The sequence below is a fragment of the Bacteroides mediterraneensis genome (assembly GCF_025993685.1).
In the GTDB taxonomy this organism is placed as follows: domain Bacteria; phylum Bacteroidota; class Bacteroidia; order Bacteroidales; family Bacteroidaceae; genus Phocaeicola; species Phocaeicola mediterraneensis_A.
Genome location: NZ_DAJPEN010000001.1, coordinates 3,295,855 through 3,309,137 on the forward strand (window position 1 = coordinate 3,295,855; position 13,283 = coordinate 3,309,137).

General features: G+C 47.3%; 8 protein-coding genes. All 8 read right to left on the reverse strand.

Translation table 11 applies throughout. The annotated features are described in order from the left end of the window. Window positions 1-18: 18 nt before the first annotated feature. Complete coding sequence (locus OIM59_RS14190) at window positions 19-990, reverse strand: bile acid:sodium symporter family protein (RefSeq protein WP_303897337.1); 972 nt, start codon at window positions 988-990, stop codon at window positions 19-21. A 142-nt stretch (window positions 991-1,132) separates the two neighbouring features. Continuing rightward, window positions 1,133-2,776 carry a fumarate hydratase gene (locus OIM59_RS14195; protein ID WP_299171958.1) on the reverse strand — a complete coding sequence of 548 codons (1,644 nt, stop codon included), beginning with the start codon at window positions 2,774-2,776 and terminating at the stop codon, window positions 1,133-1,135. Between the two features lie 98 nt (window positions 2,777-2,874). Next, window positions 2,875-4,419 (reverse strand): TlpA disulfide reductase family protein, encoded by a 1,545-nt coding sequence (locus tag OIM59_RS14200; RefSeq protein WP_303897340.1) that lies wholly within the window; start codon window positions 4,417-4,419, stop codon window positions 2,875-2,877. 18 nt (window positions 4,420-4,437) lie between these two features. After that, window positions 4,438-6,429: a DUF4954 family protein gene (locus tag OIM59_RS14205; protein ID WP_303897342.1), complete on the reverse strand. Its 1,992-nt coding sequence runs from the start codon at window positions 6,427-6,429 to the stop codon at window positions 4,438-4,440. Window positions 6,430-6,448: 19 nt separating this feature from the next. Continuing rightward, complete coding sequence (gene hflX / locus OIM59_RS14210; protein ID WP_299171967.1) at window positions 6,449-7,705, reverse strand: GTPase HflX; 1,257 nt, start codon at window positions 7,703-7,705, stop codon at window positions 6,449-6,451. Window positions 7,706-7,807: 102 nt separating this feature from the next. Continuing rightward, the gene (locus OIM59_RS14215; RefSeq protein ID WP_303897345.1) at window positions 7,808-8,239 is read right to left on the reverse strand and encodes a hypothetical protein; all 432 of its coding nucleotides are present in this window, start codon (window positions 8,237-8,239) and stop codon (window positions 7,808-7,810) included. A 16-nt stretch (window positions 8,240-8,255) separates the two neighbouring features. Further along, window positions 8,256-9,806, reverse strand: coding sequence for a RagB/SusD family nutrient uptake outer membrane protein (locus tag OIM59_RS14220; protein ID WP_303897348.1), 1,551 nt, complete (start codon window positions 9,804-9,806; stop codon window positions 8,256-8,258). 14 nt (window positions 9,807-9,820) lie between these two features. Further along, complete coding sequence (locus tag OIM59_RS14225) at window positions 9,821-12,982, reverse strand: TonB-dependent receptor (RefSeq protein WP_303897351.1); 3,162 nt, start codon at window positions 12,980-12,982, stop codon at window positions 9,821-9,823. Window positions 12,983-13,283 lie beyond the last annotated feature (301 nt).

Here is a 13,283-nt window from a genome sequence, read left to right on the forward strand (position 1 = left end):
GCAATGACAGACAAGCTGTTAATTTTTCAAAGCGTCGGACATTCCTTCTGCCTTACGCTGCAAATACAACTGGTAGGAATTGACCACATTGTGCCATACACTGTAGAAACCGGCAGCTACTGCCGTCACAGGAGTGAAGAAAGTATAGCCCATCCAAATGGCGAATACGGTGTTTTTCTGTCCCAAAGCCTGTCCGGAACTGATGGAATCGCCATACCTACGCCCGGCTTTCTTTCCAAAATAGAACTGCAGACCACAGCACACCAGGGAAACGACTCCCAATCCGGCCTGATACCAGAAAGACACGTCGCTATGAACGATACTTTTTACCGTCACTCCGATAGCCAGAGTCAGGGCTACGGCCCACAAATAGAATGACAGCTCATGATACTGCGCCACCTTGGCATGCACCTTCGGCAGAAGTACCCGCAGCAGAATAGCCGCCAGAAACGGACAGAGCAACAACGGAAAGACCTTTCCTAAAATCAGGGTAAACGAACTGCCGAAATTCAGTTCCGGATGCGGATGAACCAGCGGAAGCATCAACGGTACCAGAATGGCAGTCAGGATATTAATCAGAATAGTATAGGTGGTCAGATGGGCCGCATCTCCCCCCAGTTTACGGGTGACTACTGCGGCTGCCGTGGCCGTGGGACAAATCAGACAAATCATCGCTCCTTCCACCAGAATGCGGGCCGGAAAATCAGGGAATATCACCAACAGCAATCCCAAGACCACAAAACTGATTCCCTGAATCAGCAGCAAACGCAGGTGCCAGGCACACAGCTTCAAATCGTGCAGACTGATTTTACAGAACGTGAGAAACAGCATCAGGAAAATCAACACCGGCTGTACAATGTCGATGGCACGGGTCACAAACGGTTTGGTCGGGGCAAGAAAAGGAATACTGACATATACAAAATACAGAATGACTCCCATTGCCATGGCGATGGGCAAAGTCCAGTTCTTACAAAAACGCAGAAAATTCATTTTTAATCCACTATGATGAAACAAATCGGGGGAACAGAATAAAAAAAGGATTTGCAAATCCGGCCATCGACAGGCTACGGTTTGCAAATCCTTTGTATGGTCTCATGCTCCTCCTAGGGAAAGAGCATATCTAATGCTTCAATTATTTACAGTTACCAGTGCAACGAGGTTTGATTTGTTTGAAGAAATCATTACCCTTGTTGTCTACCAGGATAAATGCCGGGAAATCTTCTACCTCAATCTTCCAGATAGCTTCCATACCCAGTTCCGGATATTCCACACATTCGATGCTCTTGATATTGTTCTGTGCCAGGATAGCAGCCGGGCCACCGATAGAACCCAAGTAGAAACCACCGTGTTTCTTGCAGGCATCTGTCACAGCCTGGCTACGGTTACCCTTAGCCAACATAATCATAGAACCACCATGACTCTGGAACAGGTCTACATACGGGTCCATACGTCCCGCAGTTGTCGGGCCCATAGAACCGCAAGCCATTCCCTTCGGAGTCTTGGCCGGACCGGCATAATAAATCGGATGATCCTTGATATACTGAGGCAGGTCTTCACCGCGATCCAGACGTTCTTTCAGTTTGGCATGAGCGATATCACGACCTACGATAATCGTACCGTTCAAAGACAGACGGGTAGCTACCGGATACTTATCCAGTTCTGCCAGGATTTCCGGCATCGGACGGTTCAGGTCAATCTTCACGGCATTACCCTCACCTGCCTGACGCAATTCTTCCGGAATCAGTTCGCCCGGATTTGAATCCAGTTTTTCAATCCAGATACCGTCTTTGTTGATTTTGCAACGGATGTTACGGTCGGCAGAGCAAGATACGCCCAGACCAACCGGACAAGAAGCACCGTGACGCGGCAGACGGATGATGCGCACATCGTGTGCATAATATTTACCACCGAACTGTGCACCCAAACCAATGCGATGAGCTTCTTCAAGCACTTGTTTCTCCAGTTCGACATCGCGGAATGCACGACCGTATTCGTTACCAGTAGTAGGCAGTGTGTCATAGAAACGAGTAGAAGCCAGTTTCACTGTCAGCAGGTTCTTTTCAGCAGAAGTACCGCCAATCACGAAAGCGATGTGATAAGGAGGACAAGCAGCTGTACCCAAGGTCTTCATCTTTTCTACCAGGAACGGCACCAGCGTAGCCGGATTCAGGATGGCCTTCGTTTCCTGATACAAATAAGTCTTGTTGGCAGAGCCACCACCCTTTGTGACGCAAAGGAATTCATACTCCATACCCTGAGTAGCTTCAATATCAATCTGAGCCGGCAGGTTGCAACGAGTATTCACCTCTTCGTACATGGTAAGCGGTGCATTCTGAGAATAACGCAGGTTTTCTTCTGTATAAGTTTTGTACACACCCAGAGAAAGCGCTTCTTCATCACAATATCCGGTCCATACCTGCTGTCCTTTTTCACCGTGGATAATTGCCGTACCGGTATCCTGGCAGAAAGGAAGTACGCCCTTGGCTGCTACTTCTGCATTGCGCAGGAAAGTCAAAGCTACATACTTGTCGTTGTCGCTTGCTTCCGGGTCAGTCAGAATCTTTGCGACCTGTTCGTTGTGAGAGCGGCGCAACATGAAAGAAACGTCGCGGAAAGCCGCATTGGCCATCGCTGTCAAACCTTCCTTTTCGATTTTCAGGATGGGTTTTCCTTCAAACTCGCTTACAGATACATAATCTTTGGTAAGCAAATAGTATTCAGTCGTATCTTTACCACGTTCAAACATTGGCTGATACTTGAATTCGGGTGTTGCCATATTACATTAAATTAATTGTTAGTTATTGTGGACACAAAGTTACAAAGTATTATCGAAATTTTTCCTTAATTCATCCAAAAAGTTATCGGCAATCCATTTTACTCTTCCAGGGCACGAAGCAAATCTTTCTGCAGCACGTCTACTCCCGGGAAACCTACATAGCGTGCCTGCAATTTTCCGTCATGGCTGATAATCAGATAAGCAGGAATACCAGTCACCCCATACGCATTACAGAGGTATTTCCATTGCGCATCCGTCAACCGGTAATGCACCCCTGTCATCTTGGAAAGGCTAGACTTCCAGATATTCTCCGGCGAAGAAGGGCCGGTCAGATAAATATACACAATGTCTTTGGAAGACAAACCTCTTTTCAGAGGGACCATGGCCTGCATGCTTTTCCGGCACGGACCGCACCAGGTAGCCCAAAAATCCACCAGAATAGCCCGGCCTTTATGGGGTGCGATAATCCGCGGAAGGATATCAGCTCCTTCCACCTGCGTAGCCAGCGAAGCAATTACGGCTTCCTTGGTGGATTCCATCCGTGCCGCATTCAGTTGCAAAGCCTGTGCAACCGCTTCCACATACGTGCAAATCTCCGGAAACTCTACTGTTTTGAGTATCTTCCTGTCATCCGAAGTCAAGGAAGAAGCAGCAAGCAAGTGCTCACACACCGGTCTGACTTTATCAAAATCAGCTTTTAACTTTGCTGCAATTTCCGGTTGCTCCATCAACCCTTTTTCTACACTCTGATAGGCTTCCAAGGCTGATTTACTTCCACAAGACAATTCCCGGTTGATAGTTTCGGCCGTTCCATCAAACCAAGCCTTTTCCTTTTTCTCATACTGTTTTCCCTGCAAATGAGAGGCCGACATACTCAGACGAGGCAGGTTGACATAGACAGTCAGTTCCTCTCCAGGAACCAGGAAAAGGGGTAAAGTGGCCCCGTTCAGCCTCAATGAAGTCAGTGTGGGCTGTAACAAATCTGTTTCCAGATGAAAGAAACCATCCTGACGGACTTTCACCGGCACATTCCACTCTTTCGGGAAAAGGCCATCGTTGTACACCAGTTCCGGATACAGAGACATTTTTGCTTCATATCCCAAAAGGTATCCGTTCACCACAGCCTTGCCAGCCGACAATCCTGGTTCGGGTAATTCATTCTGGCGGACCGGATTTTCCGACGTCAGAAAGTTCGGCACATATACATAGGGTTCTTTCCGGCTCAACTGAATACCAAAGATGTTCCACCCCATTTCCGGTTCCACGAAATCCACTTCATGCACATCGGATTGCAAAGGAGCAAAGGAAAGAATCACTTCCAGTCTTCCATCCTCACCAATGACTTCCGGTTCTGTCACTCCGTCGAGCGAAATATGCTCTGCCTCACGCAACCGTGCCACTCCTCCATTGCCCCATTTCAGCATGGCTCTGGAAGAGATGACAACCGGAGTGCCAGGCTTGCCATACATCACCGCATCTACCTGTGTCTGCTCATCGGTCAGAATCATCCGCTTAAACTCTATTTCCGTGGTATTCGACAAAACAAAACCGGGATATTCCAACACCTTCTTCCGTCCTGCCTGTACCTGCAAGCTCACAAAGCACAAGCAAAGCAAACATATATATCCGTATATATTCTTCATACACAGGCCCTCCTGTATTTACAACAAATCCTTCACACGTTCTATCAATTCGTTTCCAAGTGCGGTTTTCACCTGAATATGTTCAAGTACAGCCGTCACGAACGGATTACTTTCAAACACGCCCCGCACTTCTTCAAAGTCACGTACTTTTTCCTCACTGCTTCCATCGGCCCCAAACCCGGTCATGGAGGTCAGCGAAAATTCCTTTTTGGCATCCTCATATACCATTTTGTCCAGTCCGACCACTGCTTCCTGCCACTGACGCACAATGGACACAATGTCTGCTGCCGTCACCTTATCTGCCTGCAATCCGTAAAACTCCAACATCTTCTCATAGGCCCACGTCCATTCGTACGTATAATAATGGGCATGCATCTCTGCAAAACGGCTGTGAATCTCATCCACGGAAGTCAACCGTCCGCACTCAACATCTTCCATCAACCGTTCAATCTCACTTTTCGGTGCTATCAGCCCGGAAATGTCCACCCACTCTCCCGTACCGACCGGAGTGTCCGGCAACAACCGCCTCCGGATTTCCTCATCGGAAATAAAATGAATGTTCTCCAGACGCTTGATAACGGAATTGCCTAAAAACTTATGGATGGCCGTTTCATAGAATTTGATTCCCTTGTTTAAGGAAGAATTCTTGATTTTCGCACTCTGATAAGAATAGATTTCCGAAGTCTCTCCCGATACCCGTGCCAACTCCTTCAGAATTCGGCGTCCCGTCATCATCTTCTGAATGGTATACGGGCTCAACAGGTTGTAATTAATCTGGTCCAACCGGTTCGGGTCCTTCCGCCTGTCACGTTTGGGCCATTTCTGCGCATCGCGAATGGTACCCACACTCCGCAAATTAACCCCCGGCACCAGATACGTGGTATTTTTCTCCTCTATCAGATAAGAAAAAGGCAGATTGGAAGTGTCCGGATGCGTCACATGGCGCCCCATCACCAATGAAAAGGCACCGATACGGGCCGGCCATAAAACATAAGAATCAGAGGTCGTCTTCGCCCCCCGTTCCAGCGTTCCCTGATGAATCGGCCCCAGCTTGTACATGTGATTGCTTTGATTCGAGCCCGACCCCGCATTCATGAACGAGAACATACCCGCAATCAATAAAGTCGATTTATGGTGTGTCACCGTGAAAGGTCCCGCGAAAATGGCACAAGCCTCTCCGTTCTCTTCCTGACAATTGCTGAAGAACAACGAATCGGAAGCCGAATACGTGTGTTCCAAATGACATGCCTGCCCCACGAAGCAACGGGTCAGCATGGTGCCGTCTTCCACGTGAGAGCCACTTGAAATGATGAAATCATCACACACCACTCCGTAACCGATATGTACCGGAGCTGCCTCGTTGCTGTTCACGCTTCCGTTCTTCAGGCGCCCAGCCCCTTCCACCTGACAATAATCGCCAATCCGCACATTCTTGATGTAACCCGCATTGACAATCGTGACATGATGTCCAATCGTCCCTGTCTCCGAAGCATGCTCTTCTGCATAGGCCTCGATAATCTGCCGCATTTTCTCAATCAGCACCGGACGATGGCGGTAAAGTGCCATGATATAGGCCTGATGAGCCGACAGACGGTCGTGTATGATTACCTCACGTCCTCCCGTTTCATTCAAGACCGAAACCTCCACTCCATTTCCGAAACGGCTCCGGCAATCGACCAAAATAATATCTACGTTTTCGATAAACGTATCCTGTCCGATTTCGTAATTGGCAATATAATTCTTGACGTTTTCAATGTAACAATTATCCCCCACCGACACATTGTGCAGAGTGGCATAATACAATCCAGAATGCTTGGCTATCCCGCCTGCCAGCGTAAACTCTTTTTCAAAGACTCCCAGCCGTATCTTTCCCGAAAAGCGGGTATGATGGATATGGTCTGTACGGAAGCCCTCGGCCACCTCTACGCTTTTCCAGTCGGAAGCCACACAATGCTGTGCCTCCAGCCGCGCAATCTCTTCTTGTGCCAGTGAACGATAGTGTTGTGTCATTTTTTATCTATTTGGTCGGTTATTCTTCGTCGTAGGTCTGATACAGAAAATCATTGTAAGGATATTTCTGTACATGCAGTTCCCTTACCTTTTTATATAAGAGGTCGCGGAACTGTTCGATATTGGTCTTCTCCCGGGCGGAAATGAAGATACAGTTATCGTTCAATTTCGCCATCCAGGTATGCATCAGTTCCTCCAAGGTGATATTCTCCTTTGTCTTCGGAGTCAGGTCATCTTCCGCCTTCTCCACGTATGTATAGGCATCTACCTTATTAAATACAATCATGCTCGGTTTTCCGCCTGCTCCCAAATCGGCAATGGTCTTTTCCACCACCTGAATCTGCTCTTCAAAATCCGGATGAGAGATGTCTACCACATGTACCAGCAAATCGGCCTCGCGTACTTCGTCCAACGTCGACTTGAACGAATCGACCAAGTCGGTCGGCAATTTCCGGATAAACCCTACCGTATCAGACAACAGGAAAGGCAGATTCTCGATAATCACCTTGCGCACTGTGGTGTCCAGCGTGGCAAACAGCTTGTTTTCCGCAAACACATCACTCTTTGCCAGCAGATTCATCAGCGTCGATTTTCCCACATTGGTATATCCCACCAACGCCACACGAATCAAGCGCCCGCGATTCTTGCGCTGAGTGGATTTCTGCGTATCAATCTCAGCCAGACGCTGCTTCAGCAAGGCCATACGGTTCAAGATGATACGACGGTCCATTTCCAGCTGGGTTTCACCCGGACCACGCAAACCCACGGAACCTTTACCACCTCCGGCACCGGAACCACCACCCTGCCGTTCCAAGTGTGTCCACAAACGCTGCAAGCGGGGAAGCATGTACTTGTATTGCGCCAGCTCCACCTGCGTTTTGGCATTGGCCGTCTGTGCCCGCATGGCAAAAATATCCAAGATTAATGAAGTTCGGTCGAGTATTTTGACTTTCAGCTCATTTTCAATGTTACGGATTTGCTTCGCCGAGAGTTCATCATCGAAAATCACCATTCCGATTTCAGTCTCCTCACTTTCGTTCTGAACAGCCAAATATTCTTTGATTTCCTGCAATTTACCCTTCCCTACATACGTCACAGAGTTGGGGGTATCCAGCTTTTGGGTGAAGCGTTTCACCACCTCCGCCCCAGCCGTCTCTGCCAGGAAAGCCAGTTCATCCAGGTATTCATTGGTCTTACGTTCATTCTGAGTCTGGGTTATCAAACCCACCAACGCAGCCTTTTCGGTCTGCGCGTCCGATATCACAAATTCCTTCATTCAGTGTAAATCTAATTTCTATATGTCGCAAATATACAGAAAAAGAGCGCATCTCCTTTCAGATGCGCTCTTTTATTTTTACCAACCACAATCATCCTGCGGTTATTTACGCTGTATCGTAACTTCCGTGCTAGCCTTGGCACTTGGAGACAGACGAGTACCTTCTTTAAAAGTCAGTACTGCTGTATATTTCTTCTCCTTCCATTGACCTGACGGCACAAAACTCATTTCCACATAAGCCGCCGGTTCTCCGTCTTTAAAGGTCACTTCCGGTGTCTGAAGTTTCAGCACGTTCTCCGCAACCGCCTTCGCGTCAAGCATCACTTCCACTTTGGCCTCACCAGTTCTGCCGGAGCGATAAACCGGTATTTTCACCACACCGGCATTCCCGGCCTCTACTTCCATCACTTGTTTGGCATTTACAAAAGAAAATGCCATTTCACGTTCTGCATACACGGCTCCTTCCGCATCTTTGTTGCACGAAGCAGCCACACCCGATAATAAAACCGCAATCGCGAGTATATAATTCTTCATCTCATTTCCATTAAAATTATCGAACAATAGGATTGTTATCCGAGCTGCTGATATGCTCGTTTCCGTCAATCTCCGACTGAGGTAAGGGGAATATGAAGAGCGGAGAAGCCACTCCCGTATTCTTCGTCTGCACAGTTTCCGAATGATTGGAGCCCTCATACTTCCGGTTATACCCCAACGCCAGACGCTGCAAGTCGAAGATTCTTCCTGCTTCACCCCACAATTCCACACGACGCTGCAACAGGATTTCCTCCATCAACGTAGTAACAGGAGCATTCGTATTTGAATTATAGGCTTCCGAGTTTGTACGTTCTGACAGAATTTCCTCATATTTTGCATCCCGAAGCATTCCCAGCCGCTTGATGGTAGCCCGAGCCAAATCAAACTCCTTCAGATGACATTCCGCCTCTGCCTGAATCAACACCATTTCCTCCGCACGCATCAGCAGATAGTCGCCAGTCCAGATGGTATAATCAGCCATCTTAAATTTCAATTGGCAATAACTTACCTTGGAATTACCCTTCTCCTCTTTTTCCAGTTTTCCCCGGAACCATTTCATCTTACGCTCATCCGTATCCGACAACAGGTTATACAATCCGGAACTGATACACTGGCGGGCCTTGGAGCCATACATACCTTTTGCATCCGCATCCATGTGAGAGAAGAATCCGGCATAACCCGAAGTCTGGTCTTTCGAAATCTCCAGTCCCCACATCACATCATCCACTTTCACACTGTTGTTTCCACCCAAGGCATCGACCTTAACCAACGAAAGCCCGGGTTTCGTCAGGGCCTCTTTCGCCGCTTCCGCCGCTTCCTTATACTTATGCTGCACTAAGAAAGCACGTGCCTGGAAACCCTTGGCCACATAATAATCAATGTGAGAGATGTGCGACTGTTCCAGTCCTTTCAAACGATTGACAGCCTCGGCCAAATCCGAATTAATCTGGTCGTACACTCCCTGTACCGTACCACGTGGTTTTCCTTCCGTTCCGGCTACCGTAGGCTCCGTATAAAGAGGTACTCCCGGTGCATTCTCATGCCCTGCATAAGTCTGCTGGTACAATTGAATCAGATAAAAATAGCAATAAGCCCGGAAGGCATACGCCTGCCCCATCAGACTATTCACCAATTCAGGGTCTCCGTCCAGCTTTCCGTCGTTTGCCAGAATATAATTCAGGTTACTGATAATCGTATAATAAAAATTCCACACCGAATAAGAACGTCCGGCTTTTCCGGCATAATCTCCGTGTACGTTCAGACGATAATCCTCATAAAACCATCCCTGCCCCTGTTCGTTCATCAAATGATCCTCTGCCATCAAATCGGCAAATAACTGGATAGCTGTCTGTCCACAGTTCTGTGTACCCCAGCCTGAACTCCATCCGGCTGTGTATAAAAAACGATATGCACCATTAATCGCGGCTTCCGCATGCTCCGCGTTCTCAAAAACCTGCGTTCCAGACACAGAGTTGGTAGGCTGTGTTTCCAGTTCATCCGAGCAGGAAGCCAACAAACCGGCTCCTGCGAATGCCAGCCCGCATAAAAAATATTTATTGATTTTCATTGTTTTCTTTTTCGTTAGAATGTTACGTCAATACCAAATGATACAGTTCGCACCGGCACATAGCCAAAGCTCGTACCTCCACTGAAATTGTGCTGAGGATTCATCCCCTTCAGGCAGTTGAACAACACTACATTATCTGCCGTAGCCGAAAGGCGCAAACGGTTCATACCCCATTTCTGAATCAGTTTCTCCGGGAAAGTATATCCCAGTGAGATATTCTTGATGGCCAGATAAGAAGCGTCAATCAAGTCGTTGTTGGTCGTAATATAACTCTTGCCAATCTCGATACGAGGAATGTCGGTAATGTCGCCGGGCTGTTTCCAGGCACGTTCCAAGTGCTTGCTCTTTGCCTGTCCCACATAATTTCCATACATCAGAGTTCTGTACACTCCATCCAATACCTTACCTCCGATAGAATACGTACAGAGCACAGCCAAATCGAAGTTCTTGTATCGGAATTCATTGTTGAAAGAACCATACAAGTCCGGAATACGGCTGCCCTGGATTTCCTTGCAGTTGGTAGCCTTCGACGCATCGCTCGAAATATATTTCTCACCTCTTACACCGTCTTTATCCGTATCCCACACCCAGTACAACTGTTCACCTGTAGCCGGATCCACTCCTGCCGCAGTAGCCGTATAGAAAGAATTGATGGTCTCACCTTCACGGATAATATAACTTCCATTGATAATTTCCGGTTTATCGGCCAGCTGTAACACCTCATTCTTCACGGTCGAGCCCATCAGGGTAAGTCGCCATCCGAAGTTCGGTTGCTGGAAGATATCAGTGGCAATGCTCACATCCCATCCGCGGTTACGCATGCTGCCGATATTCTTGTTGTATCCGTCAAATCCAAGCGAAGTAGCCATTGGGAAAGACATCAGCATGTCCGAAGTTTTCCGCTGGTACCATTCCACACTGAAGCTCACACGGTCGAACAAACGGCCTTCCACACCCACATTCAGGTTACCGTTCTTTTCCCACTTCAGCCCCTTATTTTCCAAAGAAGACAACGCGGCACCGTTCATCGTATTGTTCGGGTAGCTCAGGCTATAGAAAGACTGCCATGCATAATAAATGTCATAACCACCAGAATCGAGCAAACGGTCATTTCCCTGCACACCGTAGCTAGCCTTCACCGACAGGTTGTTCACCCATCTCAAGTCTTTCATGAACTCCTCCTGCGAAATCCGCCAGTTCGCACCTACTGACCAGAAATTACCCCAGCGGCTGTCCTTGTAAAAACGAGACGATCCGTCTGTTCGGAAGCTGGCCGAAAAATAATACTTATCCGCATAATCATAAGACAGGCGCGACAAAACCGATTCCACTGAATAATTATGGCTATAAGAATCCGTATCCACTACTGTAGTGGCTGCAGCCAGTTCATACAATCCGCCGAAAGGGAAACCGGTTTTCTGACCTGACAAGTAAGAATAGGTGTATTTATAAAATTCATGCCCCACCAATGCCGCCACATGATGCTTGCCAAACCAACGGTCATAATTCAGCAGCTGGTTCAAGGTGTAACTGAAAGAACGGGAAGCACTCTTGGTCAGACGTCCTTTCACGGAAGTCGCATTACCGTTATAAGGATTGTAGTAAGTCATATTATCCCGGTTAATCAAATCGAATCCATAATTCACCGAGAATTTCAATCCCTGCAAAGGCCCCTCTTTCAGGTTACCTAATTCCATATACATACGGGCACTCAAGTTATCGCTCGTAGTAGAATATTTGTCATCATACAAGGTCGCAATGGTATTCCAGTCCGCATTCGCACCCGCCGGACGGTTTGCTCCATAGTCAAACACCGGATTACCACTCTTGTCTAACACGGTTTTTCCATCCGCATCTTTCTCGTACACAGGGAAAATTGGCGCCATCAGCTGAGCCGTATACCACACATTGGAATTTCCCGATGAGTTTTCCACTGCCGTATTATTTTCATTGCGCGAATAGCTGGCATTCATTCCGGCTTTCAACCAGTTTGTCACATCCGAATCAATGTTCATACGGCCATTGTAACGAGAAAACTGGGTAGTCTTCAACAAACCTTTCTCATTCAAGTATCCCAATGAAAACATATACTTTGTCTTCTCATTTCCTCCAGAAAAAGAAGCATTATACTCCTGACGCAAAGGATTGTTCACCATCGCCTCGTTCATCCAGTCTTCTGAATATTTCAGGCGGGCGTCGCTTCGTACCTTGCCAGTGGCAGGATCAATCAGTTCCGTAATAGAATAATTAAAAGGATTATACTGTTCATTCAGACCAAAAATAGCAGTAGAACCTGCCTTCATAGCTTCCAATGCCGCAACTCCAGCTTCCGCCGGCGAAAGGCCATTGTTATAAATCTGATTGTTTTTGTACGACTGGAAAATAGTCTCCAGATACCCCGCCTCATCCATTGTTTCATAACGGGGAATGGAACGGGACGCCACGCCCCAGTTCGCCTTCAGATTGACATTCACCTTGCCCGACTTTCCTTTCTTCGTTGTAATCATCACTACGCCGTTTGCTCCGCGTGAACCATACAACGCACCTGCCGAGGCATCCTTCAATACCGTCATCGATTCAATGTCATTCGGGTTGATGGAAACCACATCTCCATCATAAGGCACGCCATCTACCACATACAAAGGGCTTTGAGCCGAGTTGATAGAACCATAACCGCGTACCACGACCGAAACTCCCGAACCCGGCTGTCCAGATCCGGAAGTGGTCTGCACACCGGCCACCAGTCCATCCAAAGCCTTCGTGACATTGGCTACCGGTCTTGACGTGATTTTGTCGGCCTTAACCACCGACGCCGAACCGGTAAACGACTCCTTCTTGGCTGTACCATACGCCACAACCATTACTTCATCCAGCTGCTTGGCATCCGACTTCAGCACTACATTTACCACCGATTTCACAGGCACTTCCTGGCTCTGCAAACCGATAAAAGAAACCACCAGAACTTTTGCCGAGGCCGGCACTCCGGTAATTGTAAAATTTCCGTCGATATCGGTCACTGTCCCTACAGTCGTACCCTTTACCAATACCGATGCGCCCACTACCGGCAGTCCGTCTTCATCGGACGTCACATTACCGGTCACTTGAGAAATCTGGGCATTAGACAGACCAATCCCTATCAGGAGAAAGGTCACGAACCACGTGATTTTTTTCTTCATAAAATCTCTCTTTAGTTTAGTTAAGTTAAACAAGTATGTTTTCACAAACGGGTTGCTAAAATAATAAACCAAAGAGAATAAGGCAAACAGAGGGTATTCTTACACTTATTCCACAGGCTGGAGATGAAACAATATTAAAAAGAGATAAATAAATGATTCTTAACGACTTGTATATATTTACCTATATTTATACAAAACGAATATAAATAGAATAAAATTGCATATATTTTGCATTATTAACAAGAAGTTTCAGAAAAATAGACCATATTTTAATAAAATCAAGACAAAAAAAGAGGTATAT

Excerpts from the sequence above, each read along its gene's own strand:
- OIM59_RS14225 (WP_303897351.1), bottom strand. The coding sequence starts at position 12,982 with ATGAAGAAAAAAATCACGTGGTTCGTGACCTTTCTCCTGATAGGGATT.
- OIM59_RS14195 (WP_299171958.1), bottom strand. The coding sequence starts at position 2,776 with ATGGCAACACCCGAATTCAAGTATCAGCCAATGTTTGAACGTGGTAAA.
- hflX (WP_299171967.1), bottom strand. The coding sequence starts at position 7,705 with ATGAAGGAATTTGTGATATCGGACGCGCAGACCGAAAAGGCTGCGTTG.
- OIM59_RS14190 (WP_303897337.1), bottom strand. The coding sequence starts at position 990 with ATGAATTTTCTGCGTTTTTGTAAGAACTGGACTTTGCCCATCGCCATG.
- OIM59_RS14215 (WP_303897345.1), bottom strand. The coding sequence starts at position 8,239 with ATGAAGAATTATATACTCGCGATTGCGGTTTTATTATCGGGTGTGGCT.
- OIM59_RS14200 (WP_303897340.1), bottom strand. The coding sequence starts at position 4,419 with ATGAAGAATATATACGGATATATATGTTTGCTTTGCTTGTGCTTTGTG.
- OIM59_RS14205 (WP_303897342.1), bottom strand. The coding sequence starts at position 6,429 with ATGACACAACACTATCGTTCACTGGCACAAGAAGAGATTGCGCGGCTG.
- OIM59_RS14220 (WP_303897348.1), bottom strand. The coding sequence starts at position 9,806 with ATGAAAATCAATAAATATTTTTTATGCGGGCTGGCATTCGCAGGAGCC.